Origin of the sequence: Glycomyces sp. MUSA5-2 (genome assembly GCF_037034145.1) — a bacterium.
Taxonomy (GTDB): domain Bacteria; phylum Actinomycetota; class Actinomycetes; order Mycobacteriales; family Micromonosporaceae; genus Glycomyces; species Glycomyces artemisiae.
On record NZ_JBAGKG010000009.1, the window covers coordinates 1 to 24,689 of the forward strand.

The 24,689-nt window shown below is 69.8% G+C and carries 23 protein-coding genes and 1 tRNA gene; 11 read left to right on the plus strand and 13 right to left on the minus strand.

Annotated elements, in window-relative coordinates; genetic code table 11:
* Nucleotides 1–439 precede the first annotated feature (439 nt).
* The gene (gene obgE, locus WA640_RS23445) at nucleotides 440–1,903 is read right to left on the minus strand and encodes a GTPase ObgE (RefSeq protein ID WP_106366345.1); all 1,464 of its coding nucleotides are present in this window, start codon (nucleotides 1,901–1,903) and stop codon (nucleotides 440–442) included.
* Nucleotides 1,904–2,017: 114 nt separating this feature from the next.
* Between obgE and WA640_RS23450 the strand changes: the two genes are divergently transcribed.
* A tRNA-Lys gene (locus tag WA640_RS23450) sits at nucleotides 2,018–2,093 on the plus strand.
* Nucleotides 2,094–2,185: 92 nt separating this feature from the next.
* Here WA640_RS23450 and WA640_RS23455 read toward each other — a convergent pair.
* On the minus strand, nucleotides 2,186–2,905 hold the full coding sequence (locus WA640_RS23455; protein WP_335990970.1) for a hypothetical protein: 720 nt from the start codon (nucleotides 2,903–2,905) through the stop codon (nucleotides 2,186–2,188).
* Nucleotides 2,906–3,086: 181 nt separating this feature from the next.
* Here WA640_RS23455 and phoU point away from each other — a divergent pair, with 181 nt between their 5' ends.
* From phoU to pstA, 4 genes are all read left to right on the plus strand, one after another.
* Nucleotides 3,087–3,734, plus strand: coding sequence for a phosphate signaling complex protein PhoU (gene phoU, locus WA640_RS23460; RefSeq protein ID WP_106366347.1), 648 nt, complete (start codon nucleotides 3,087–3,089; stop codon nucleotides 3,732–3,734).
* Nucleotides 3,735–3,951: 217 nt separating this feature from the next.
* On the plus strand, nucleotides 3,952–5,004 hold the full coding sequence (gene pstS / locus WA640_RS23465; RefSeq protein ID WP_335991188.1) for a phosphate ABC transporter substrate-binding protein PstS: 1,053 nt from the start codon (nucleotides 3,952–3,954) through the stop codon (nucleotides 5,002–5,004).
* A gap of 82 nt (nucleotides 5,005–5,086) precedes the next feature.
* On the plus strand, nucleotides 5,087–6,070 hold the full coding sequence (pstC, locus tag WA640_RS23470) for a phosphate ABC transporter permease subunit PstC (protein WP_335990971.1): 984 nt from the start codon (nucleotides 5,087–5,089) through the stop codon (nucleotides 6,068–6,070).
* Complete coding sequence (gene pstA, locus WA640_RS23475) at nucleotides 6,067–6,963, plus strand: phosphate ABC transporter permease PstA (RefSeq protein ID WP_106366349.1); 897 nt, start codon at nucleotides 6,067–6,069, stop codon at nucleotides 6,961–6,963. The genes pstC and pstA overlap by 4 nt, the downstream gene beginning before the upstream one ends.
* 87 nt (nucleotides 6,964–7,050) lie before the next feature.
* Here pstA and pstB read toward each other — a convergent pair whose 3' ends face one another.
* On the minus strand, nucleotides 7,051–7,938 hold the full coding sequence (gene pstB / locus WA640_RS23480) for a phosphate ABC transporter ATP-binding protein PstB (RefSeq protein WP_106366350.1): 888 nt from the start codon (nucleotides 7,936–7,938) through the stop codon (nucleotides 7,051–7,053).
* Nucleotides 7,939–8,134: 196 nt separating this feature from the next.
* Between pstB and WA640_RS23485 the strand changes: the two genes are divergently transcribed.
* Complete coding sequence (locus WA640_RS23485) at nucleotides 8,135–8,521, plus strand: phage holin family protein (protein ID WP_335990972.1); 387 nt, start codon at nucleotides 8,135–8,137, stop codon at nucleotides 8,519–8,521.
* 57 nt (nucleotides 8,522–8,578) lie between these two features.
* Here the strand turns inward: WA640_RS23485 and WA640_RS23490 are convergent, their stop codons facing one another.
* Nucleotides 8,579–9,046 (minus strand): hypothetical protein, encoded by a 468-nt coding sequence (locus WA640_RS23490; protein ID WP_106366351.1) that lies wholly within the window; start codon nucleotides 9,044–9,046, stop codon nucleotides 8,579–8,581.
* 437 nt (nucleotides 9,047–9,483) lie between these two features.
* On the opposite strand from WA640_RS23490, the gene WA640_RS23495 reads away from it, so the two are divergent.
* Complete coding sequence (locus WA640_RS23495) at nucleotides 9,484–9,657, plus strand: DUF397 domain-containing protein (RefSeq protein ID WP_091054398.1); 174 nt, start codon at nucleotides 9,484–9,486, stop codon at nucleotides 9,655–9,657.
* 54 nt (nucleotides 9,658–9,711) lie between these two features.
* Here WA640_RS23495 and WA640_RS23500 read toward each other — a convergent pair whose 3' ends face one another.
* Complete coding sequence (locus tag WA640_RS23500) at nucleotides 9,712–10,650, minus strand: helix-turn-helix domain-containing protein (protein WP_106366352.1); 939 nt, start codon at nucleotides 10,648–10,650, stop codon at nucleotides 9,712–9,714.
* A gap of 296 nt (nucleotides 10,651–10,946) precedes the next feature.
* Between WA640_RS23500 and WA640_RS23505 the strand changes: the two genes are divergently transcribed.
* Together WA640_RS23505 and WA640_RS23510 are read left to right on the plus strand one after the other, a co-directional pair.
* The gene (locus WA640_RS23505) at nucleotides 10,947–11,288 is read left to right on the plus strand and encodes a hypothetical protein (RefSeq protein ID WP_335990974.1); all 342 of its coding nucleotides are present in this window, start codon (nucleotides 10,947–10,949) and stop codon (nucleotides 11,286–11,288) included.
* A gap of 182 nt (nucleotides 11,289–11,470) precedes the next feature.
* Nucleotides 11,471–13,243, plus strand: coding sequence for a serine/threonine protein kinase (locus WA640_RS23510; RefSeq protein ID WP_335990975.1), 1,773 nt, complete (start codon nucleotides 11,471–11,473; stop codon nucleotides 13,241–13,243).
* A gap of 57 nt (nucleotides 13,244–13,300) precedes the next feature.
* On the opposite strand, the gene WA640_RS23515 is transcribed toward WA640_RS23510, so the two are convergent.
* Entirely contained in the window at nucleotides 13,301–16,360 is a 3,060-nt protein-coding gene (locus tag WA640_RS23515) for a UPF0182 family membrane protein (RefSeq protein WP_335990977.1), read from the minus strand.
* Nucleotides 16,361–16,394: 34 nt separating this feature from the next.
* Nucleotides 16,395–17,366: a YlbL family protein gene (locus WA640_RS23520; RefSeq protein ID WP_335990978.1), complete on the minus strand. Its 972-nt coding sequence runs from the start codon at nucleotides 17,364–17,366 to the stop codon at nucleotides 16,395–16,397.
* A gap of 113 nt (nucleotides 17,367–17,479) precedes the next feature.
* On the opposite strand from WA640_RS23520, the gene WA640_RS23525 reads away from it, so the two are divergent.
* Nucleotides 17,480–18,748, plus strand: a complete 1,269-nt coding sequence (locus tag WA640_RS23525; RefSeq protein ID WP_335990979.1) for a zinc-dependent metalloprotease — start codon at nucleotides 17,480–17,482, stop codon at nucleotides 18,746–18,748.
* Nucleotides 18,749–18,807: 59 nt separating this feature from the next.
* Here the strand turns inward: WA640_RS23525 and WA640_RS23530 are convergent, their stop codons facing one another.
* Nucleotides 18,808–19,338 (minus strand): M48 metallopeptidase family protein, encoded by a 531-nt coding sequence (locus tag WA640_RS23530; RefSeq protein ID WP_442904807.1) that lies wholly within the window; start codon nucleotides 19,336–19,338, stop codon nucleotides 18,808–18,810.
* 142 nt (nucleotides 19,339–19,480) lie between these two features.
* On the minus strand, nucleotides 19,481–19,645 hold the full coding sequence (locus WA640_RS23535; protein WP_181245930.1) for a DUF5679 domain-containing protein: 165 nt from the start codon (nucleotides 19,643–19,645) through the stop codon (nucleotides 19,481–19,483).
* A 272-nt stretch (nucleotides 19,646–19,917) separates the two neighbouring features.
* On the opposite strand from WA640_RS23535, the gene WA640_RS23540 reads away from it, so the two are divergent.
* Nucleotides 19,918–21,219, plus strand: a complete 1,302-nt coding sequence (locus WA640_RS23540) for an ABC1 kinase family protein (RefSeq protein WP_335990981.1) — start codon at nucleotides 19,918–19,920, stop codon at nucleotides 21,217–21,219.
* A gap of 65 nt (nucleotides 21,220–21,284) precedes the next feature.
* Here the strand turns inward: WA640_RS23540 and WA640_RS23545 are convergent, their stop codons facing one another.
* From WA640_RS23545 to WA640_RS23560, 4 genes are all read right to left on the minus strand, one after another.
* Entirely contained in the window at nucleotides 21,285–21,494 is a 210-nt protein-coding gene (locus WA640_RS23545; RefSeq protein ID WP_335990982.1) for a hypothetical protein, read from the minus strand.
* Nucleotides 21,491–21,850 carry a WhiB family transcriptional regulator gene (locus WA640_RS23550; RefSeq protein WP_106366464.1) on the minus strand — a complete coding sequence of 120 codons (360 nt, stop codon included), beginning with the start codon at nucleotides 21,848–21,850 and terminating at the stop codon, nucleotides 21,491–21,493. The genes WA640_RS23545 and WA640_RS23550 overlap by 4 nt, the downstream gene beginning before the upstream one ends.
* An 89-nt stretch (nucleotides 21,851–21,939) precedes the next feature.
* Complete coding sequence (locus WA640_RS23555) at nucleotides 21,940–22,356, minus strand: hypothetical protein (protein ID WP_335990983.1); 417 nt, start codon at nucleotides 22,354–22,356, stop codon at nucleotides 21,940–21,942.
* 177 nt (nucleotides 22,357–22,533) lie between these two features.
* Complete coding sequence (locus WA640_RS23560; RefSeq protein ID WP_335990985.1) at nucleotides 22,534–24,675, minus strand: ATP-dependent DNA helicase UvrD2; 2,142 nt, start codon at nucleotides 24,673–24,675, stop codon at nucleotides 22,534–22,536.
* Between the last annotated feature and the right edge of the window lie 14 nt (nucleotides 24,676–24,689).

Genomic DNA, 24,689 nt, shown 5'->3' on the forward strand with positions numbered 1-24,689 from the left:
AGTCCTGACCGATTTTCACGAGACACCCATAACCGAGCGTCCCAAGGAAAAGACAGTCAAAAACAGTACCAACCAAGCACACCCCGGAACCTAGTCCGAAGCGACTCAGCCAGCCCACACGCTGACCATCCAAACACCCTGTTGAGTTCTCAAACAACACGCACTAATCAGATCTGAAACTTCTTGGAAGTTCCTCTCCGACCGGAGCGGCTCCAGTAACTTATCAGACCGGTTTTCGGGCCGTTTTGGCCCCCCGATCGATTCATTCGGAGATTTGCCCTTTAGGTCTTCGTCCAGGTCCTTTCGGTTTTCCTGTCCGTTTCCCCCGCGGGCAAAGACAAATTTACGCGACGGATAACCGGGGTTCGCAAGGGGGGTGCGTGCTCGGCGCCACACTCTTGCGAACCCCGCGTTTCCGCTGGTCAGTCCGCGAATGGGGTTAGCCGCGGCGGCTCTTGCCCCTGGCTTCCTTCTCTTTGGCGACCCGTTCGAGCGTCTCGGCGCGGCGCTCCTTGCGCTCGGCGAGGCGTTCGTCGGCGCCCTTGCGGTCGCTGATCTCGAAGCGGGCGTCGGTGCCGCGGGGGCCGACGGTCGCGACGATGTTGGGGTCGGTCGGCTGCCACTCGAATTCGTGGTCGGCGATCCGGACGATCGAGCCGGGGACGGCCCCCTGCTTCACGAGTCCGTCTTCCACGCCGAGGTTGGCGAGGCGGTCCGCGAGGTAGCCGACCGCTTCTTCGTTCTCGAAGTTGGTCTGGCCGATCCAGCGCTCGGGCTTGGCGCCAGAGACGACGAACTCGACGTCGCCTTCGTAGGCCGGCACGACCTTCTTGATGGAGAAGCCGGAGTCGTCGACGGCCGCCGGGCGGATGACGGTGCGGGTGGCCTCGACCGGGGGCTGCGCGGCGCGGTACTCCTGGACGAGCTTCGCGAAGGCGAAGTTCAACTCCTTCAGGCCCTCGCGGCTGACGGCGCTGACGAGGTAGACCGGCCACCCGTACTTCTCAAGGTCGCCGCGGACGTACTCGGCGAGCTCGCGGCCGTCGGGGATGTCGGTCTTGTTGAGGACGATGATGCGCGGCCGGTCGGCGAGGCCGCCGTATTCGGCGAGCTCGTGCTCCAGGGCGTCGATGTCGGAGACCGGGTCGCGGTCGCTTTCGAGACTGGCGGTGTCGACCACGTGGGCGAGGACCGCGCAGCGCTCGATGTGCCGCAGGAACTGGAGGCCGAGGCCCTTGCCGGCGGCGGCGCCCGGGATGAGGCCCGGGACGTCGGCAATCGTGTAGGTCGTCTCCCCCGCGGACACGACGCCGAGGTTCGGGGCGAGCGTGGTGAAGGGGTAGTCGGCGATCTTGGGCCGGGCGGCCGACATCGCGGCGATGAGGGAGGACTTCCCCGCGGAGGGGAAGCCGACGAGGCCGACGTCGGCGACGCTCTTGAGTTCGAGCACCACGTCGAGCTCGTCGCCGGGCTCGCCGAGTTCGGCGAAGCCGGGGACCTTCCGCTTGGAGCTGACGAGAGCGCGGTTGCCGCGGCCGCCGCGGCCGCCCTGGGCCACGGTGATCTCGGTGCCGTCGCCGGTCAGGTCGGCGAGGACCTCGCCATTGGAGTAGATGACGGTGCCGTTGGGGACGGCCACCCGGATGGACTCGCCCGTGGCGCCGTCGCGGTTGGACCCCTGGCCGTGCTTGCCGTTGCCGCCCTGGAGGCGGGTCTGGAAGTGGAAGTCGAGCAGCGTGTGCACGTTCGGGTCGACGACGAAGACCACATCACCCCCGTGCCCGCCGTTGCCGCCGTCGGGGCCGCCGAGCGGCTTGAACTTCTCACGGTGGACCGACACGCAGCCGTTGCCACCTTTACCGGCAATGACCTGGAGATTCACGCGGTCTACGAAACTTGTCACCGCTCAAGGGTAGCCACCCCGGGGACCCCTGGAGACGGAGGCCGAAGCACATGCTAAAGTTTCTCCTCGTGCGAGGGACACCGGCGGAAAGCGCCGCGTCCACTCAATCACCAAGCGCCGCTAGCTCAACTGGCAGAGCAGCTGACTCTTAATCAGCGGGTTCGGGGTTCGAGTCCCTGGCGGCGCACCACACAAGAGGTCCTGGTCACAGGGCCTCTTTTGGTTTGTGCGGAACGAAGTGTGCGAGGGCCCGGCCGCTGGTGCGGCCGGGCCCTCGTGCGTCTAGGTGTAGTCCGCGAACAGCGAGTCGGACTGCTGGACGAAGTCGGCCCAGGTCTCCTCGGCGGATTCGGCGCTCACGTTCTCGTCGTCGTACAGGGTGGAGGAGATCGTGACGTCGAGGCTGCCGAGTGCGACGTGCAGCGTGTACGAGGTGCTGTCGCCGTAGTCGTAGCTGTAGAGGCTGCCGGCGTCGCCGTAGCCGTCCCAGTCGGCGTAGGTGTAGCCGCTGGCCTCGTTGTAGTACTCCGAGTCGGACGCGACGCTGTCGGTGACCTCGCTCGCGGACTCCCTGTCGCTGAGGTAGATGGACACCGAGGTGAAGTCCTCGTTGTAGAACGTGCACGTCAGCGATGGCAGACCGCCGGTCGTGGACGCGGAGCTGTAGGTGGAGTCCGGGTCCAGGGCGCCGTAGTTCGACTCGAACGAGTCGAGGCCGAACGCGGAGCAGGCCTCCTCGTTCATCTCGACGGCCGCCTGGTCGCCGCCGTTGTCGCCGCCGTCGTCCCCTCCATTGTCGCCGCCGTTGTTGCCGCCGCCGTCGTCGCCCCCGTTGGTCGTCGAGTTGTCCTGGGCGCCTTGGACCACGATGAGGATCACCGTGAAGATGATCGCGAGCACGAGCACGACCGTGCCGCCGATGAGCCACAGCGTGTTCTGCTGGCGCCCGGGGGGCTGCTGGCCGTAGGGGCTCGGGTAGCCCGGCTGCGAGGGGTAGGTCATCTGGTCCACTCCCTGGGGGATCGTTCGTGCTTCGCACTCACTGTATCGCCGGGCGTCCAAGGAGGTTCGCCCGGCGCGTGCCGGGGACGCGCTCGGTGCGCGAGCCGGGGCGGGCCTCTAGACTCGGAGGCGACCGCGACGCGGCTCGCGTCAGCCCGTTCCGAACCGCGATTGGCCGATCATGCAGAACCCGTTCCACCAGCACCTGGACGAGCTCAACGAACTCCTCGTCGACATGGCCCGCCGCGTGGCCGACGCCATCGAGCGGGCCAGCGCGGCCCTCCTGGAGGGCGACACCGCGGCCGCCGAGGCGGTGGTCGCGGAGGACCAGCACGTCAACGCGCTCCAGTTCCGCGTGGACGACCGGATCATCGAGCTCATGACGCAGTACGACGCGGTGGCGTCGGACCTGCGGTTCGTGCTGGGCGCGGTGCGGATCTCGGTGGACCTGGAGCGGATGGGCGACCTGGCGAAGCACGTGGCGAAGTCGGTGCTGCTGCGCGCGCCCGCGGCGGTGATCCCGGATTCGCTGCGGCCGGACTTCGCGGCGATGGGGGCCGCGGCGGGGCGGGTCGCGGAGAAGCTGGTGGTGGTGCTGGAGGACCAGGACCAGCTGCTGGCGACGCAGATGGGTCTGGACGACGACGAGCTGGACGCGATCCAGGAGCGGATCCACGCGCAGCTCCCGGGTCTGGGGTACGGGCCGCAGACGGCGGGGGACGTGGCGCTGCTGGCGCGGTTCTTCGAGCGGTTCGGGGACCACGCGGTGCGCATCTCGCACCAGGTGGTCTATGCCGTCACAGGGGACGTGCACCTCGACCGTTCATAACGGTCTGGTCACGGGCGGGCCGAGGCCGGGTTAAAGTGCCAGGTCAGAGGCTCGCGTATTTGGTCTCTCCGTCGCCGTTGCGAATCGCGCTCAGTCGTTCACCTTGAGTTCAGCTTCACGTCAGCGGGTGAACACCGGCTCTGGGTTTGATGGCTGCGGACAGTGAAGAAGCGACCCGGGCCCCTTCCGGGAGACGGAGTAGAGACCAGCTGTGAACATGAAACTGAACCGCCGGACCATTTTCGGCACCATCACCGCGGGTGCGCTCGCCATGAGCATGGCGGCCTGCGGCGGCGGCAGCGACGACGAGGCCGGCGACGGCGACCTGGCTTCCGGCGAGATCACCGGTTCGGGCGCCTCCTTCCCGGACGCGTTCTACGCCGCGGCGATCGAGGCGTACGCCGAGGTCAACCCCGAGCTTGTCGTCACCTACAACGCCGTCGGCTCCGGCACGGGCAAGTCCGAGTTCGGCGAGGGCCTGAACGACTTCGCGGGCTCCGACTCCCTGGTTAAGGACGGCGACGGACCCGCGGAGGGCTCGTTCCAGTACATCCCGACCGTGGCGGCCCCGATCACGGTGTCGTACAACCTGCCGGGCGTGGACGGCCTCCAGCTCGACCAGGAGACGCTGGCCAACATCTTCCAGGGCGCGATCACCACTTGGAACGACCCGGCGATCGCCGCCACCAACGAGGGCGTCGAGCTCCCGGACACCGCGATCACGATCGCGCACCGCTCGGACGGCTCGGGCACCACCTCGAACTTCACCAAGTTCCTCGACGAGGCCACCGACGCGTGGACGCTCGGCGCGGGTGACGAGATCACCTGGCCCGAGGGCTCCATCGGCGGCGAGAAGAACACCGGCGTCGCGACCGTGATCACCCAGACCGAGGGTGCGATCGGCTACGTCGACCTCGCCGACGCGTCCGAGACCGGCCTGGTCACCGCGTCGATCGAGAACGCCGACGGCGCGTTCATCCAGCCGACGCTGGACGCCACCACCGCGGCCCTTGAGGGCGCGGAGGTCGCCGAGGACCTGTCGTACAACCCGCTGAACGCGGCCGGCGCCGAGACCTACCCGATCGTCGCGCCGACGTACATCCTGCTCCACACCGAGTACGAGGACGAGAACGTCGCCGCCGGCGTCAAGGAGTTCGTGAACTACCTGCTCACCGACGGCCAGGACATCGCCGCGGACAACAACTTCGCTCCGCTGCCCGACGCGCTGCGCCAGCAGGCCGTCGACGCCCTGAACGAGACGATTGCCTAGGACCACGGAAACCGACGACCCCAACGGCCGCAGCGCCGCTGGGGTTTTCGGCCGCTCCGCTCACGAAAACGGAGAGACTCTCTTGACCACTACGGCATCCCCCGAATCGCCCCCGCAGGTGGACCTCGGCGGGGAGGCTCGCTCCCGCCGGACCGACAAGGGCTTCACCGGGCTGGTGACCCTCGCCGGCCTGACCGTGCTCATCGTGCTGGGCCTGATCCTGGTGACCACGTCGGTGCAGGCGTGGCCCGCGATCGCGCACGACCCGGTCGAGTTCCTCACCGGGACCGACTGGGTTCCCGGCGACGAGATCTTCGGGACCCTCCCGTTCCTGTACGGCACCCTGGTGACCTCGGTGATCGCGATGGTCGTCGCGGTGCCGGTGTCGATCGGGATCGCGCTGTTCATCACGGAGGTCGCGCACCGGCGCTCCCGCAAGTACATCGTCACGATCGTCGACCTGCTCGCCACCGTCCCGTCGGTGGTGTTCGGCCTGGTCGGCAGCATCGTCCTGATCCCGTGGGTCACTCCGATCTACCAGTGGTGGGCGGGGGTCGTGGCCCCGGTCCCGGGCCTGAACGCGATCTTCGACGAGACGAACACCGGCCGCAACTACTTCACGGCCGGGCTGATCCTCGCGGTCATGTGCATCCCGATCATCACGTCGATCTCGCGGGAGGTCTTCGCGACCGTGCCCGAGATCGACAAGCAGGGCGCTTATGCGCTCGGCGCGACCCGCTGGGAGATGATCAAGGGCGCGATCCTCCCCCACTCGTTCGGCGGCCTGGTCGGCGCCTCGATGCTCGGCCTGGGCCGGGCGATGGGCGAGACGATCGCGGTGGCCCTGGTCATCGGCGGTTCGCTCACCGTCGGCACGAACCTGTTCGAGCCCGGCAACACGATGGCCGCGGTCATCGCCCAGCAGTGGGGCGAGTCGAGCGGCATGCACACCGAGGCCCTGATCGGGATCGGCGTCGTGCTGTTCGCGATCACGGTCCTGATCAACTTCCTCGCCCGCACCGTGGTCAGGCGCGCGGAGATCAAGATGAAGGGTGCCCACTCATGACGGCGCTGCAAGGACAGACCCCGCCCGACCTGTCGGGCCGCAACCTGTCGTTCCGGCGGGCCTTCGCGAACCGGGCCGCCACCTCGCTCATCGCGCTGTGCGTGCTCGTCGCGGCGCTGCCGCTGGCGCTCGTGGCGTGGGAGGTCGTGTCGAAGGGCGCGTCGGCGTGGAGCCTGGCGTGGTTCATCGACGAGATCCCGCGGAACTACCGCACCGAGGGCCCGGGCATGGGCCCGGCGATCCTGGGCACGCTCACGATCACCGGCATGGCCGCGCTGATGTCGATCCCGATCGGCGTGCTGGGCGCGGTGTACCTGAACGAGTACGGCAAGAACAAGCCGCTGGCGCGGTTCATCCGCACCATGGCCGACGTCATGACCGGCGTCCCGTCGATCATGATGGGCCTGTTCATCTACGTCGGCTACGTGATCGTCATCGGCGACAAGACCGGCTTCGGCGGGGCGCTGGCCCTGGCGTGCCTGATGCTGCCGATCGTGATCCGCTCGACCGAGGAGATGCTGCGGCTGGTCCCCGACGAGCTGCGGCAGGCCTCGTCGGGCCTGGGCGCGCGCAAGTGGCGCACGGTGCTCGGCGTGGTGCTCCCGGCGGCGTCGTCGGGCATCACCTCGGGTTCGCTGCTGGCCGTGGCCCGCGCCGCGGGCGAGACCGCGCCGATCATCGTCACGGTGGGCCTGACCTACATCTACAAGCCGGACCTGTTCGACGGCCAGAACACGACGCTCGCGGCGCAGATCTTCCGCAACGCGAGCCAGCCGTTCGCCGCCTCGCAGGAGCGCGCGTGGGGCGCGGCCCTGACCCTGATCGCCATCGTCTTCGTGTTCACCATCCTGTCCCGGATCATCGCGGCGCGCTTCGCCATCGACAAGCGCTAGCGCACCGCGAACCTGGTCTCGCGAACGAGGAAGGGCCCCGCCTCCCGGCGGGGCCCTTCGTCGTCTGTACTCGTCGTCGTACCGGGTCTAGCCGAAGCGGCCGGTGACGTAGTTCTCGGTGCGCTCGTCGGAGGGGGTGGTGAAGATCCGCTGCGTGTCGTCGAACTCGACGAGGACGCCGGTGCGGGTGTCGCTGAGCTCGTTGACCTCGGTCGAGAAGAACGCGGTCTTGTCGGAGACGCGGGCGGCCTGCTGCATGTTGTGCGTGACGATGACGATCGTGAACTGCTTGGCCAGGTCGACCATGAGCTCCTCGATGCGGGCCGTCGCGATCGGGTCGAGCGCCGAGCAGGGCTCGTCCATGAGGACGACCTCGGGCGCGAGCGCGATCGTGCGGGCGATGCACAGGCGCTGCTGCTGGCCGCCGGAGAGGGCCAGCGCGGACTGCTTGAGCTTGTCCTTGACCTCGTCCCAGAGGGCGGCCTTCTTGAGGGAGTCCTCGACGATCCCGGCGAGCTCGGAGCGCTTGACGCCGTGGATGCGGGGGCCGTACGCGACGTTGTCGAAGATGGACTTCGGGAACGGGTTGGCCTTCTGGAAGACCATGCCGATGCGGCGGCGGACCTCGACGGGGTCGACGCCCTGGTCGTAGATGTTCTTGCCGCGGTAGGCGACCGTGCCGGCGACGCGGGCGCCGGGCACGAGGTCGTTCATCCGGTTGAGGGAGCGCAGCAGGGTGGACTTGCCGCAGCCGGACGGGCCGATGAGCGCGGTGATCTCGTTCTTGGCGACGGTGAAGTTGACGTTCTTGACGGCGTGGAAGGAGCCGTAGAAGACGTCGACGTCCTTGATGTCGAAGACGGTGGCGGTGTCGGCGCCGCCGCCGGGGGCCCGCTGGTGCGCCGGCTGGGGGGCCGCCGTGAGGCGCCGCGGGTCGACGGTGGGGCGGGCCGCGGGCAGTGCCGGGTCGCTCATGATCGCTCCTTCTGCATGGGACGCAGGTCGGGATGTCAAGCAGGGTTGGGCCGAGGATAGGCCGGGCGAGTAGCGGCGGATTCACTCTCGGGTGAACCGGGGGTGAACGCGAGGGCCCGGCTCGGTCTCGCGCCGGGTCCCGTTGGAATCGGCGGAAACTGGACGGCGGACAGTGGCGGCGGCGATACTTGGCGCCATGTTCAGATTCTTGATACGGCTGGTGCTGACGGCGCTGGCCCTGTGGCTCGCGACGGCGATCGTCGGCGGTATCACCCTGTACGGGGACTCCACGGGCGCGAAGTTCGTGTCGCTGTTGTTGGTGGCGTTGATCTTCACGCTGGTGAACACCTTGGTGAAGCCGATCGTGATGATGGTCGGCTGCGCGCTGTACGTGCTGACGCTGGGCCTGTTCGGCCTGGTGGTCAACGCGCTCATGTTCTGGCTCACCGGATGGGTGTCGGAGCAGCTGTCGCTCGGGTTCGCGGTGGACGGGTTCTGGCCGGCGTTCTGGGGCGCGATCATCGTGTGGATCGCGATGTGGGTCATGGACCTGCTGTCGCCGCGGCGCCAGGAAGTGAACTAAAAGGAGTACGCGGAAGGGGGCGGCCGACCGGCCGCCCCCTTCCGCGTTGCTGGGTCCCTAGAAGGGCAGTCCGGTGGACGGCCCGGTCGCGACGTCGCGGATGTTGTCGTCGCGCTTCTTCGTGCCGGCGCCCGAGTTGAACGGGATCGGTCCCTGGGGTCCGGGTGCCTTGCCGAGTCGGCGCCGCATGATGTTCAGGTTGTGCAGTCCGGCGAGCGCGTAGGTCCTGATGCGCTCGAACTGCTTGGTCTTCTTGGCGGTCTTGAGCTTCTGCACGGCGCCGTAGTGGAGCTTGCGGGCGCGGTCCAGGGCCGCCGCGGCCTCGGTGTCGCCGACGGAGGCCGGGGCGATCTGGAGCTGCTTCCCGAGGAGCTCGGTCCACGCTTCGGCGTCGGTCTTGGCCCGGGCTTTTCGGCGGCGCCGTCCCTCGATGAAGGACCGCAGTCCGAGGACCGCTGCGAAGATGAGGACGATCGCGACGATTGCGGCGAACGCGGTGGTAGAGGTTTCAATGGCGTCTTTCATCGTCACCCCCCGTGACCAGTGCTGTTGATGTCGGTCTGAATATTATTCCATTCGAGCCCTGCAATTGTGAAAGTCCCCCTGGTTCGGCGATTCCGTGAATTCTCGGGAAAATGCCGCGGAACCGTGGTGTCCTGGAGGGCTTCCCAGGAGGCGGCCCGGCCAACCCGCGGGCCAGCGCCGAGGGCCGGGGGCGCGCGGGCGCGGGCGGCGGTGGCGCGCCGAAGGCGCGACCCGATGGAGTGAATGTCGCTCGCGGATTCCGCGAGTGTGATTCGTGAAGAATCCGAGGCCGCATGCGCCGCAGCGTTTTAGGGAACTGGGACACGGCTCTGTCCAAAACCTGATAGTGACGGATAGTCGACGTTTCGCTTGCCATGCGGCGGCTATGGTAAGAGCCGTCCTGGGGACTCGAAAGGCTCCTTGGAAGGAGGAGATCCATGTTGACCCACACATGGAGGAAGAGCAGCAGGTCGGGCCCGAACGGCGCCTGCGTTGAGGCCAGGCTCGCCGATGAGGGCGTGGAGATCAGGGACACCAAGCTGACGGTGAGCCCGATCCTTCGCGCCGGTCGGGCCGACTGGGCCTCGCTGCTGCGGACATCCGGCAGGTAGGGACGGAGCGAGGGGGCGACCGCCTACCGCGGTGGCCGCCCCCTCGCATCGGCGCTAGAGCGACTTCAGGTGGTGGGCCTGTCGCTCGATGAATTCGAGGCTGCGCCCCGGGTCGAGCGCGGCCGACCGGAGGAACCCGAAGATCTCGTGGAACGGCTCCACGTCCTCGCCCTCCTCGTAGACGTCGCCGTTGTGGCCCTCGATGTAGACCACGTCGGGGTGGCGGTAGCCCGGGTCGACCTCCCCGTCGAGCTCCCCGAAGCCGAGGATCGTGAACGAGGACAGCATCCCCGGGTAGGCCCCTCCTTCGAACGGCAGCACCTGGAGGTGCACGTTCGGCAGCGAGCCGAGTTCGAGGAGGTTCTGGAGCTGGTCGATCATGACCTTCGGCCCGCCCAGGACGCGGCGGATCGCCGCCTCGTCGATGACGTTCCAGATCTTCAGGTCCCCGCGCAGCCGCTGCTGGCGCTCCATGCGCAGGTCGATCCGCTGGTCCATGTACCGCAGAGAGCGTTCAGGGACCATGCTGAACGTGTGCCGGGCGTACTCGCGGGTCTGGAGGAGGCCGTTGATGATGAGGCCGTCGTAGACGTTCAGGCTGGAGGCGTCCTGCTCCAGGCCCACATAGGTCGCGTACGGCGGGGAGATGGTGTCCGAGTAGCGGGCCCACCAGCCGCGCTTGCGGCCGTCGCGGGCCAGGCGCACCAGCTCGTCGACGAGCTCGGCGTCCTCGACGCCGTAGACCTCGACGAGGGCCTGCACGTCGCGGGGCTTGATGCCGACGCGCCCGAGCTCCATCCGGTAGATGGTGGAGCTGGTGACCTCCAGCGCGGCCGCGGCGTCGTCGGCGCCCTTGCCGGACTTCTCGCGCAGGTCCCGCAGGATCTTCCCGGCGCGGCGGCGACGGACGGTGGGGCTGCCGCTCGAAGGCATCGCCTTGCCTCCCAACTTCTTCGGCAGATCGCTGTCAGCGTTGTCGTTCGATGTTCCCATTTGACACCCTGATCTCTCCGGATTCGGTGAGTGACGCACCGGTTGGGGAGGACTTCTGGCCGCTCGTCCGGTCGCGCCTGTCGGGAGGAGGAATCGCCACCCGATCCGGTTATACCTCTTGCATCCAAAATCTGCATGTGCAATTCTACTGTACGGAGGGGCTACCCGCCTCCCCCGACTGTACCGATTCGACACCGCACCTCGGCGACGACCAGGGCACACTGCGGTTCCTCGGCCCGATCACGCAGGGCCACAAGGGATCCAGTCCGTTACGAAGACCTGAAAGGCAGCCTGCGTTGCGCAGTCCGTACACACTCGACAATCCGCCGCCGGACGAGCCGCCCAGCGAAGTGCTGGTGCCGAGCCTCTGGCGCGTCCAGGCGCGCTGGTGGAAGCGCCACACCCCCGCACTCGACCAGCAGGGCGCGAAGCACCCCGTGTGCGGGCACTGCGGCCAGTCCTGGCCCTGCCACTCGTGGGCGTGCTGGGACGGCCAGCTCGGCCAGGCCGTGCACCAGTCCGACGCCCCGGCCACTGGCAAAGGTGCAGCCCAGGTCGAAGCTCCGGCCGCCGACGACGGGGCCGGCGTGAGCGCCCCGTCCCGGTCCCTGGCGCTCACCGGAACCCCCGAGCACTGACCCGCGGCGCCGCACCGACGGCGGCGCCGCGACGGCCTCCCCCCCGAAACGCGACGGATCCGAAGATCGCCCGATCCAGCGCGTAGCCTCAGCGGCCCCCGGTCGTTAGACCCGGGAGAGATATCCGACTCAAGGTGAAGCGGCAATTGGCAGGGCTTCGCCGAGAAGGGGAAAGCCGCCCGATGCTGAGCACGCGCAACCTCAAGGCCGGCGATGTCCTGGACGGGCGCTACCGGCTCGAACGCCGCGTCGGCGGCGGCGGCATGGGCGACGTCTGGGAAGGCACCGACACGATCCTGTGGCGCACCGTCGCGGTGAAGGTGCTCCTCGCCGACCTCGTCGACGACCGCGGCTTCCGCGAGCGGTTCCGCCGCGAGGCCCGCGCCATCGCCGTCATGCAGGGCCCCGGCGTCGTCGAGGTCTACGACTACGGCGAGATCGAGGACGAGGACGCCCAGCTCGCGTACCTCATCATGGAGTTCGTCGACGGCAAGCCGCTCTCGCGGCTCCTCGGCCTCTGGGGCAAGCTCGGCACCGCCGAGACCCTCCAGGTCGTCGGCGGCGTCGCCGAGGCGCTCCAGGTCGCGCACGCCGCCGGGATCGTCCACCGCGACATCAAGCCCGGCAACATCCTCGTCCGCGGCGACGGCTCGGTCGTCCTGGTGGACTTCGGGATCGCCCGCGCCAACCACAACCTGACGCTCACCACCACCGGGGTGGTGCTCGGCACCGTCACGTACATGTCCCCCGAGCAGGCCGCAGGCGAGAACCTCACCCCTGCTTCGGACCTGTACTCGCTGGGCGTCGTCGCCCACCAGTGCCTCGCCGGGGCGCCGCCGTTCCGCGCCGACACCCCGCTCGGGGTGCTCTCGGCGCACCTGCGCAACGCCCCGCCGCCGCTGCCCGCGGAGATCCCGTACGAGGTCGCCGAGATCGTGCGCCGCTCGCTCCAGAAGGACCCGTCCTCGCGCTGGCCCGACGCGGCCTCGCTCGCCGGGGCCTGCCGGGAGGTGCGCACCGCGCTCCTGACGCGACCGCGGAACGCGCCCGCCCGGACCCGGATGATGGACCGGCGGGACGTGAACGAGCCGTCCGCCGCGCACCCGGTCGCACCGCCGCCCGCGCCTGCGCCGCAGCACGCTCCGGTCTCGCAGCCGCCGCAGACCGGTCGGCAGCCGGGGCCGCAGACCGGCGCGCACCGGCGTCCCGCGGGCGCCGGGCCGACCCCCTCGGGGCAGCATCCCGTGTACCGCACCGACGGCCACTCGCTGCCGCCGGTCACCGGCGCGCACCGCGTCCCCACGCCGCCCACCGGCATCGTGCCGCCGCCGCAGGAGGCGCCCCGGGAGCGGCCGCGGCGCCGCGGCCTGTGGATCACGCTCGCCGCGACCCTCGCGGGGATCGCCGCGGTCAGCGCCATCGCCACCACCCTCCCGTGGGGCGACGGCGACGGGGGCGACGGCCCGCTGGCGAACCGGTCCGGGACCGCCGACACCGACGTGCAGGGCCAGAACGGCGACGACGGCCACTGGGTCGACGACGAGGGCGACGAGGAGGGCGCGACCACGCCCGACCCGAGCGACTCCGCTTCCGCCACAGGCGAGACCGACCCGTCCGCGCCCCCCACCTCCGGGCCCTCGCTCAACCCGACCGGGTCGGCGAGCGCCACCGAGAGCAGCTCCCCCACGCCGCCCGCGAAGGCGAGCGTCCCCGGCGTGGTCGGCCAGACCGAGGCCGACGCGCGCTCGCGGATCGAGGAGGCGGGCCTGACCCCGGCGGTCGAGTACGAGGGCGAGGGCGACGCGAAGTGCAGCGTCGTGCGCCAGTCCCCCAGCGGCGGCGCCGAGGCCGACCAGGGGTCGACGGTGCAGATCACGGTCCGCCGGGCGGCCGACGCCGAGGCGTGCAAGCCCGAGTCGGAGGAGACCCCCGGCCCCGGGGGCGACGAGCAGTAGACGGAGCACGAGGAAGCGCCCGGGGCCGATGGCCCCGGGCGCTTCCCGTTGTGCTGCTTACTGTCCCGCCGCCGCGCGGGCCGCTTCGAGCTGGTCGAGCGCGGCGAGGAGGTCGTCGAGCGCGCGGCCCTGCTCCTCGTTCGTGCCCGAGGCCTGGGCCTCCTCGTACGCCGCCTGCGCGGCGAGGACGTTGTCGATCGCGGCCTCGACTTCAGGCGGCTCGGCGGTGTCGGGCGCCTCCGTCGTCGGGGCCTCGGTGGTCGGCGTCTCCGAAGGCGTCTCGGACGGGGACTCCCCGCCGTCCTCGCCCTCGGTCTGCTCGGCCTCGCTCGGCGCACCCGAGACGTACTTCATCACCACCATGTTCAGCGCCTCCTCGAACGTCGGCGCGAAGCCCACGTAGCCGCCGTAGCTGATGGCGACGTTCGTGAGCACCGGCAGGTCCTCGCCCTGCCCGCCCGCCTGTCTGCGCAGGTACATCGGTTCGAGGTAGAGGATGCCGTCGCCGATCGGCAGTGTCAGGAGGTTGCCCCACTCGACTGTGGTGCCCGTCTGCTGGGCGTCGCGCAGCGTCGTCACCACCTCCGATGTGGACGTGATGATCTGGTGGATCTGCCGCACGGACTGGTCGTCGCCGCCCGCCACGTCGTACACCGTCAGCTGCGGATCGCCGTTCTCGTCGTAGTAGCCCGACATGAGCGACGCCAGCGCGTTCGGCCGGTTTCTCGGCGTGAAGCTGCTGGTGAGCTGGAAGAACGCCTCGCCTTCCTGGTCGGGGTACGTCGCGTACACGTAGTAGGCGGGCTGGGTCACCTCCTGCGCCTGCGACGGGTCCGAGGGCGTCGCCCACGCCTCGCCGCCCTCGATGAAGGTGCGGGACTCGTCCACGTGGTAGCGCTGGAGCAGGCTCCGCTGGACCTTGAAGAGGTCCTGCGGGTAGCGGAAGTGGTCCTGGAGCGCCTGCGGGGTCTCGTCCTTGGGGATGATGAGGTCGCCGCCGTAGATCGCGTTCCACGCCTTGAGGATCGGGTCCTCCTCGTCGAACTCGTACAGCTTCACCGAGCCGTCGTAGGCGTTGACGACCGCCTTGACCGACGAGCGGATGTAGTTGACCTCCTCGGACGCCTGGTTGGCGACGCCCTGGCCGGAGTACGTGTCGTTCGTCGCGTCGGCCAGGTTGACCCGGTCGGAGTACGGGAACTCGTTCGTCGTGGTGTAGCCGTCGACGATCCAGACGACCTCGCCGTCGACGACCGCCGGGTACGGGTCGGACTCCACGGTCAGGAACGGGGCGACCATCTGCACGCGCTCGCGGATGTTCCGGTTATAGAGCAGCTGCGACTCTTCGTTGATCTGGTCGGACAGCAGGAACCGCGGCTCCTGGAACTCCCACGCGTAGAGCAGGCGCCGGGTGATCGAGCCGATCTCGACGCCGCCGTCGCCCTCGTAGGTGGTGTAGCGGTCGTCGCCGATCTCCTCGGCGTCCTCCTCGGGGGCGTCCTCGTCGACCACGGTGACGTCGGTCGGGCGGTCGTACTCGCGGGGCGTCTCGCCTTCGGGGACGCCGACGATCGCGTACTCGTTGTTCAAGAGCCCGTAGTAGATCTGGGGCTGCTCGACGTCGATGATGTCGTTGCCGATCTGGCAGTTCCCGGCGTCGTCCGAGAGCACGCCGGAGGTGAAGCACGGCGCGCCGCCGTCGCTCTCGGTCGTGGACGCGGACACGAAGCCCCAGCCGTGCGTGTACACGGTGTGGGCGACGGTCCAGTCCTGCTGCTCGTCGGTGAGCTGGTCGGGGTTGAGCTCGCGCAGGCCCACCACGAAGTCCTCGGTGACCTCGTTGCCGTTCTCGTCGGTGTAGGTGTACCGGTCGATGTCGAGCTTCTCGTTGAAGTCGTAGAAGCTGCGCGGCTGCTGCGCCTGGGTGAAGGCGTCGGAGACGACGAACGGGTCGATGAGGCGCACGTTGGAGATCGTCGGGTTCGACGTGTCGGGCAGGGCCGGGTCCTCGACGGTGGGGTTCGCCGGGCTGTCGGCGGAGGCCAGCTGGGTCGCGTCGGGCCGGGACTCGACCTCGTAGGAGACGGTCTCCAGGTTCTCCATGCCGTACGCGTACCTGGTGCCGTCGATGGTGTGCTGGGCGTACTCGCCTTCGCGCTGGGGGCGGTTGGGCTCGACCTGGAAGTTGCGGACCACGGCCGGGTAGATGCCGCCCGCGGCGATCGCGGTGACCACGACGAGGCCGAGGGCCGCGGCGGGCAGCGCGAGCGAGCGGGTGAAGCCCCACGAGAAGACGAGGATGACGACCGCGGCGATGACGGAGACCCAGATGAGCGCGTTCTTGGCGTTCATGAGGGCGGTCATCTCGGTGTACCCGCCGCCGACGATGTCGGTGACCGGGTTCTCCTGGGTGGTGAAGTCGAAGCGGTCGAAGTAGTACGCGACGGCCTTGAGCCCCAGGAAGAGCGCGACGAGGACCGACAGGTGGATGCGCGCGACGTTCGTCATGCGGTCGCCCTGGCCGGAGAAGCGCAGCGCGCCGTAGAGGTAGTAGGCGCTCAGGGAGGCGAGGATGCCGACGACGACCGCGGCGAAGCCGAAGCCGATGAGGAACTGCCAGAACGGGAGCCGGAAGACGTAGAACCCGGCGTTCATGTTCAGGACCGGGTCGGTCCAGTCGAACTGGCCGCCTTCGCGGAACAGCAGCCAGGTCTCCCAGCGGCTCTGCGCGGACATGCCCGCGAAGACGCCGACGACGGCGGCGACGCCGCCGATCCACCAGCCGGCCTTCGGGGAGATGAGCTCGCGGTACCGCTCCAGGCCCTCCTGCTCGCTCGTCGCGGGCCACGTGTCGGGCCGGAAGCGGTAGGCGAGGTAGAGGTTGAGGCCGCACCAGGCGGCCATCGCGAGGGTGAAGACGCCGAACATCGCCAGGCGCGTCCACATCATCGTCGAGAACACCGAGGTGTACCCGACGGAGTCGTACCAGAGGTAGTCGGTGCGCAGGCTGACGAGCCAGCCGAGCACCGAGAGCAGGACAATCGCGCCCACGAGGAGTATCAGGACGTAGCGTCCTCGTCGGCTCATCCGTGGTGGGGCGGGCGTCCGGTTCGCCACTGAAGCAACTCCTTAGGGTCTGGCGGCGCGGGGGTCAGCAGGTCGTGACTTCCCCGCCGGCCGCTAGGGTCTCAAGCGCCGAGACCGCGTCTTCGAGCGTCTCGACTCTGACAATAGTCATATCGGCGGGCGCGCCGGTGACGGCGTCCGAACAGTTCGAAGCCGGGGCGAGGAAGACCTCGGCGTTCGCGTCCGCGGCGCCGGCGATCTTCTGCTGGATCCCGCCGATGCCGCCGACGTTCCCTTCTGGATCGATCTCGCCGGTCCCGGCGACGACCGTCCCGTCGGTGAGGTCGCCCTCGGTGACCCGGTCGACGATGCCGAGCGCGAACATCAGGCCCGCGGAGGGGCCGCCGATGTCGAGGGCGTCGGTGTCGATCTCGATGTTGTAGGGGTCGTCGTGGACGGACTGGAGGTCGGCGTCGCCGAGGACCACGCCGGGCACCTCGACGGCGGCGCCGTCGCGCGTCACCGTCACCGTGGTTTCGCTGTCGGCGTAATCGGCCAGGGCCGTGAGGGAGGTGACGGCGGTCCCGTCGACCGCGGTGACGACGTCCCCTTCGAGGAGCCCCGCGGAGTCGGCGACGACGGAGATGACGGCGGGCTCGCCGAGGTACGCGAGGGCGGCCTGCTCGGCGTTCGACTGGGACTCGACCCAGTCGGCCTGCTGCTCCTCGGCGATCTCCTCCTCGGACTCGCCGGGCGGGTAGATGAGGTCGCGCGGGATGATCGCGTACTCATTGGACACCCAGTAGCGCAGGGCCTGGGCGAGGGTCACGGACTGCTTGACGCGCACCGTGGTCAGGCGCAGCTGTCCCTCGGAGGGGAACTCGGTGTCGGCGGTGATGATGGGGTGCTCGACGCCGTCGATCTCCTCGGAGCCGAGCACGTCCTCGGTGGGGCCGGGGCTGAACACCACGTAGGCGACGTCCATCGAGAGCGCCTGCCATGTCAGCAGCGCCACGAGCACGGCGCCCAACAGGACGGTGATTCCACGCCTTCGCATGCCGGGAAGCCTACATGCGCAAGCGCACGGGCGCTTTCGGCCCGCAGCGAACGCGGGGCCCCCGGATCGGCCAGCCGTGGCCCGGCCCCCCTCCTCTGACGTACGGTTGGCGCATGGGCTCCGATATTCCGTTCGGCTTCGGGAACTTGGGCGGCGACCTGCCCGACCCGAACGATCCGCGCGTGCAGCAGATGATGCAGCAGCTCCAGCAGATGATGGCGCAGTCGCTGACGTCAGGTCCGGTCAACTGGCAGCTCGCGCGCCAGCTCGCCGAGTCCGAGCTGGAGGCCGAGAACACCGTCGGCCCCGCCGACCAGGCGCACGTCGCGGAGGCCGTGCGCCTCGCCGACCTGTGGCTCGACTCGGTCGTCAACTGGCCCTCGGGGGTCACGGCCACCGACGCGTGGACCCGAAAGCAGTGGATCGCGCGCACCGAGGACTCCTGGAAGCAGCTCGCCGAGCCCCTCGCGGCCCAGATGGGCGAGGCGATGCAGACCCTCGTCCCCGAGGAGATGGCCGGGATGCTCGGCCCGATGGCCGACCTCATGAAGGGGGTCGGCTCGGCGCTGTTCGGCGCGCAGATGGGCCAGGCCCTCGCGAAGCTCGCCGGGGAGGTGCTGTCCTCCACGGAGGTCGGCCTGCCCCTGGGGAAGACCGGTGTCGCGGCGCTCCTGCCCGGCAACATCGCCGCCTACGCCGAGGGCCTGGAGCTCCCGGTCGAGGAGGTGCGCCTGTTCGTGGCGCTGCGCGAGGCGGCCGCCCACCGCCTGTTCACGCACGCGTCGTGGCTGCGCGCCCACCTGCTCGGCGCTTTGGAGGCGTACGCGCGGGAGATCCGCATCGACGAGGCCGCCATCGAGGAGGCCATGTCGGAGATGGACCTCACCGACCAGGAGGCGGCGGCGACGCTCGACCTCAGCGAGGTGTTCAAGCCCGAGGACACCGAGCAGCAGAAGGCCGCGCTGGCGCGGCTGGCGACGACCCTGGCGCTCATCGCCGGGTGGATCAACACGGTCGTGGCCGAGGCGGTCGGCGAGCGGCTGCCGACCATGGACCGGCTCATGGAGTCGACGCGGCGGCGCCGCGCCTCCGGCGGGCCGGTCGAGCAGACGTTCGAGGCGCTCGTCGGGCTCCAGCTCGACCAGGCGAAGGTGCGGGCGGCGGAGCGGCTGTGGCAGTCGCTGGCCGAGGCCCGCGGGACCGAGGGGCGCGAGGCGGTGTGGGCGCACCCGGACCTGATGCCGAGCGCCGCCGACCTGGAGCGGCCCGAGTCGTTCGCGGCGGTGTCCGAGGCCCTGGAGGACCTGGACCTGTCGATGTTCGACCAGCTCGCGGTGAACGACCCGAAGGACGACGACGGGGACGAGCCCGAGGAGAAGTAGGCGTCGGGCAGCGCCCTGCGGCCGGCCGCCTCGGCGGTCGGCGCGGTGCGCTCCGGTGCTTAGCGGGGGTCGCTGGCCTCGGCGTCGGCGATGCCTTCGAGGTAGCCGCGGGCCCGCTCGGCCTTGGTGTAGCGGCCGACCATGTCCCAGAACGGGCGCGAGTGGTCGTGGTGGACCAGGTGCGCCAGCTCGTGGAGCAGGACGTAGTCGATGACCCACGACGGCATCATGGTGAGCCGGCGCGAGAGCCGGATCGAGCCGTCGGAGGGGGTGCACGAGCCCCAGCGGCGGTGCTGGTTGTCGACCCAGCGGACGCTCTCGGGGCGGGCGCATTCGGGGTGGTCGGGGTAGTAGCGCCGGGCGAGCCTGACGGCCCGGTCCCGCAGGGCGTCGTCGGACGCGCGGCCGTCGCGGGCCTCGCGCTTCTGGAGCCTCGCGAGCATGTGGTCGATCCATTCGCGCTCCTCTTTCTCAGAGAAGGCGTCCGGGATCATGACGACCACGCGGCCTCGTTCTTCGTAGGCCGCTACGGTGGCACGGCGCCGGGGAGAGCGCCGCACTTCGACGGGGGGATGCACTTTGCGCGCCATGAACGCACACTAATCCGCGGGGGTGACAATCGCCTAACGCAGATGTCTCGATTGCGGCTTGCATGGTGCTATGCAATGAAAATCCCCTCGCCAGACTCCCGCATGGTGGGATCGGACGAGGGGTGGACCTTCCGGTCAGCGATCACGAGGCCTTGCCGAGGATCCGGTTCATCTTGGTGCCGCACACCGGGCACGTCCCCTTGGCCATCCGGCGGCCCGAGTCCGAGACGACGACGGTGCCCTCGAAGTCGCGCTTCTCGCGACACTTGACGCAGTACCCGTTGTAAGTCTCCGTAGCAGTAGCCACTGGTACCCCCCATGTAGCGACGGTCACGCTGTGCGACCGTTCAGCCTCAGAATGCCACAGATTTCACGCCTGTAAGTCCCGCCGCGCCGCTTCACCCGTGCGGGTGACACGCGCGGGACGCCCGCGGCCGGGCGTGATACGGCGAACGCGGTTCCGCTCCTCGCTCGACCTCCGCGACCGGGCCCGTCCGTGAGAGCATTGGGAACGTGAGCGACAGGCATGGACCCGCCCATTCGGGTGATGACCTCCCGCGCCGGGCGATCGTGCGGGGCATGAAACTCGCCTCGCTCCCCCTGGGGCTGGCGGGCCGGGCGACGGTGGGCCTCGGCAAGCGCGTGACCGGACTGGCAGACGAGATCCTCAGCGAGCAGGCGCAGCGGCGCACCGCCGAACACGTCTTCAGCGTGCTCGGGCAGCTCAAGGGGGGTGCGATGAAGCTCGGGCAGGCGCTGTCGATCTTCGAGGCGGCCCTCCCCGAGCACCTCGCCGCGCCCTACCGGCAGGCGCTGACGAAGCTCCAGAACGCGGCGCCGCCGCTCCCGGTGGCGAGCGTCCACGGGGTCCTGGAGCGCCAGATGGGCGCCGACTGGCGCGACCGGTTCGCCGAGTTCGACGACGCGCCCGCCGCGGCGGCGAGCATCGGCCAGGTGCACCGGGCGGTGTGGAAGGACGGGCGGCCCGTCGCCGTCAAGATCCAGTACCCCGGCGCGGGCGACGCCCTGCGCTCGGACCTGCGGCACCTCTCGCGCATCGCCCCGATGTTCAAAGTGCTGCAACCGAACTTCGACGTCAAGAAGATCACCGTGGAGCTGCGCGAGCGGCTCCTCGAAGAGCTCGACTACGAGCTGGAGGCGTCCACGCAGCAGCAGTTCGCCGATGCGTTCAGGGACGACCCGCTCATCGCGGTCCCCGAGGTCGTCCACGCCAGCCCCGAGGTGCTCGTCACCGAGTGGCTCCCGGGGCGCCCGCTCGCGGAGGTCATCCGGGAGGGCACGCAGGAGGAGCGGGACGCGGCCGGGCTGCGCCTGTGCACCCTGCACTTCTCGGCGCCGAAGCGCGCCGGGCTCCTGCACGCCGACCCGCACCCGGGGAACTTCGCGATCGGCGAGGACGGGCGGCTCGTGGTCTACGACTTCGGCGCCGCCGCGCGGCTCCCCGGCGGGATGCCCGTGCAGGTGGGCCGCCTGACGCGGCTGACGCTCGACGGCCGGGCCGACGACGTCGTCGCGGGCCTGCGCGGCGAGGGCTTCGTGCCGCCGTCGCTCGACATCGACGCGAAGGCGATGCTCGACCTGCTCGTGCCGATGCTGGAGCCGATCGCGGGCGACGAGTTCCGGTTCTCGCGCGAATGGCTCCGCAAGGAGAGCGCCCGCCTCACCGGCCAGGGCTCGGAGGCCGCGAAGCTGAACAAGCAGCTGAGCTTCCCGCCCGCGTACCTGCTCATCCACCGCGTGACGATGGGCTCGATCGGGGTGCTGTGCCAGCTCGGCGCCGCCGCGAACTGGCGCGAGATCCTCGTGGAATGGCTCCCGGGCTTCGCTGACCCCGAGGCGACCGACCCGAACCGCCGCTAGGACAACGGAAAGGGCCCGCCCCCTCCCGGGGGCGGGCCCTTTCAGCCAACGCGGTTATCGCGCGGTCAATGCCTGCGGCGGCGGTGCTTTCCGCCGCGGAGGACGACCCGCTTGTAACCGGCTTCGGTCCAGAGGCTCCTCATGCGGAGGCGTCCGAACATCTCGGTGGTCGGCGCCAGCGGCCGGACCGCCTCGACCTCCTCCGCGAGGGAGGGTCCGAGGTCTTGCACGCCGACGTCACGCTTCAGGTGGCGGCTCAGGTAGTCGACGGTCATGACACCGCCACCCCCGCGAGCGCGAGTTCCCGGGTGCGCGCGGCGAGCTCCGCCTGCGCGGCCTGCTCGACGAGCGCGGCGTCCTTGCGGGGCCGGCCGCGGGGCCGCTTGCGGGCCACGACGTTGCCCTTCTCGAAGATCTCGCCGCCCCACACGCCCCAGGGCTCGTGGCGCTCCAGGGCGCCGGTCAGGCACTCCAGGCGCACCGGGCAGTCGGCGCACAGGGACTTGGCGAACTCCAGCTCGGTGGGCTGCTCCGAGAACCACAGGTCGGCGTCGTACTCGCGGCAGGGGAGGTCGCTGCCGGTCTGGCAGGCCTGCTCTCGCAGCTCAGGCCCGATGAGGGTGTCGGTCATGGGCTCGGTCTCCTCTCTCGTGTCGATGGTCGGTCGCATCAGTGCTGTCTGAGGACTCAATTGCTTCGCAATCTGTCTCGTCTGTTCTTCTACTGACGGGCCGCGACCTGGCGTTTCACGCCAAACAAAAAGGCCGCGATCCCGGTTGCGGGATTCGCGGCCTCGAGAGTTCCGAGCTGGGCTTTCTCCTGTAAGCCCAACCGGTGGTGTTCTCGAGGCGGTCTCCCGCGGGTGACGCCGTGACGCTTCTCGGAGCCGGTGAGAACCGGCTGCCAACCGAGCCCGGCGACTGCCGTGCTGCGTCCACGAAGGGTCTCGGCGCCCATATCGGTGGTGTCGACATTGCCGACGGTGCTCGGAGCCGTGATGTTCAGGACGGCAGCGGGCAGAGTGGTGCCACGGACCTGGGCGAAGACGGGCGCGATGTTCCGATACACGGCAATGGCCGACTCATGCGCGGACGCGCCGAAGGTCGTCGTCTGCTTGGGTTCGCTGAGCAGCAACATCGTCTACCCCTCCTTTCCGGGTTCCGTGGTCGTCATTGGTCTTCATCTCCTACATGCCGGGTCCTGAGGCGCACACCTCTCCCCGGCTTGAGCAACGCTACGCCCGTCATGTTCGGGAGCGCAACGTATTTTTCCGGGGTTTCGAAAGAAAGTTTTTGCGGTCGCCCGGAGAAGTCGTCAGGCCGCTTCGCACATCGCCACCGCGTCCTCCACGGCACCGCCGTTGACCAGGGAGAGGACGGCCGGACCGTACTTGTCGAGCTTGGACTTGCCGATGCCGTGGAGCGCCGCCAGTTCCCTGTCGGATCCCGGACAGCGCTCCGCGATAGCGATCAGCGTCACATCAGTGAAGACGGTGAAGGCCGGCTTGCCGTCGCGCTTGGCGACGGTGACCCGCCAGTCGCGGAGGCGCTCGAACAGCTCCTCGTCCATCGTGGCCGGGCAGTCGGCGCAGTGGCCGAGCTTGCGGTCGCGGGCGTCGGTGAGCGGCTTGCCGCAGCCGGAGCAGTCGAGGACCTTCGCGGTCTTCTTGGTGGAGCGGGGCTTTCCGGGCGCGGGCTCGGGCGTCTTCGGGAAGCCGCCGAGGCCGAGCGGGGCGAGGAACCGGGTGAGGCGCCGCTCGCGCCCGCCGGAGGTGCGGGCGAGGCCGTAGGAGAGCTGGAGGCGCTCCCGGGCGCGCGTGATGCCGACGTACAGCAGGCGCCGCTCCTCTTCGAGCGCGGTCTCGGTGCGCGCGAACGTGGTCGGGAGGGTCCCGTCGGCGAGGCCGACGAGGAACACCGCGTCCCATTCGAGGCCCTTGGCGGCGTGGAGGCTCGCGAGGGTGACCCCTTCGACGGCGGGCGCGTGCTGCTCCGAGGCGCGGCGGCCGAGTTCCGCGCAGAACGCGTCGAGGTCCGGGTCAGGGCCGTCCTGGTCGGGGTCGGCCCGGTGGTGGTCGAGGAACTGCTCGGCGAGCGTGGCGAGCGCGGCGACGGCCTCCCACGCTTCGCGCTGGGCCCCACCGGAAGGGGCGGCGTCGGCGCGCCAGCCGACGGCGTCGAGCGCGGCCGCGACGGCTTCGGTCAGCGGCATCTGCCCGATGTCGGTCTTGGCGGCCGAGCGCATCGCCACGACGGCCTGGCGGACCTCGGGCCGGTCGAAGAAGCGGGCCGCGCCGGTGACGACGGTCGGCACGCCGTAGGAGGCGAGCGCCTCCTCATAGGCCTGGGACTGGGCGTTGGTGCGGTAGAGGACCGCGATCTCGGAGGGGCTGGTGCCGTCGGCGATGAGCTGGCGGCAGCGGCGCGCGATCATGTCGGCCTCTTCGGCCTCGTCGGCGAAGACCTCGGCGGCGACGGCGGGCCCGTCGGGCCGCTGGCCGATGAGTTCGAGGCGCATCTTCGCTTCGCGCCCTTTGGACTCGCCGATGATCTGGTTGGCGAGGCCCACGACCTGCGGCGTGGACCGGTAGTCGCGCACGAGGCGCACCAGCTGGGCGTTCGGGTGCTTGCGGGTGAAGCCGAGGAGGTGCTCCGAAGTGGCGCCGGTGAAGGAGTAGATGGTCTGGCTGGCGTCGCCGACGACGGTGATGTCGTCGCGGTCGCCGAGCCACGCGTCGAGCAGGCGCTGCTGGAGCGGGGTGACGTCCTGGTACTCGTCGACGACGAAGAACCGGTACTGGCTTCGGATGCGGTCGGCGGCCGACTCGTCCTCCGCGATCATGTCGGCGGTGTGGGCGAGCACGTCGGCGAAGTCCATGACCCCGGCGCGGCGCTTCGCCTCGATGTAGGCGGCGTAGACCTTCGCGACGTCCTCGGGGGCCGCGGGCGCGTCGCGCCCGAGCGCGGCGATGGCGGTCACGTAGTCGTCGGGGCCGATGAGGGACGATGCGGCCCATTCGATCTCGGTGGTGAGGTCGAAGTTCTTGGCGCGGGAGGTCTGGAGCCCGGCGCGGGCGGCGGCGATCGCGGTGAACTTGAGGGTGGAGTCGACGAGCTCGGGCAGGCCGCCGCCGAAGCGGCGGGTGCCGAAGTAGCGGAGCTGTCTCAGGGCCGCGGAGTGGAAGGTGCGGGCGTTGACGCCCGAGACGCCGAGGCCGCGGAGGCGGTCGCGCATCTCCCCCGCGGCGCGCGCGGTGAACGTGACGGCCGTGACGTGCTGGCCGCGCATGTCGCCGCGCAGCACCCGCCAGGCGATCCGGTGCGTGACGGCGCGGGTCTTGCCGGTGCCGGCGCCCGCGAGGACGCAGACCGGTCCGGGTTCGGCGGTCACCGCCTCGCGCTGCTCAGGGTCGAGTCCGGAGAGGAGCAGGTGGATGGCCTCGTCGCGCGCGCTCATCCCGACAGTGTTCC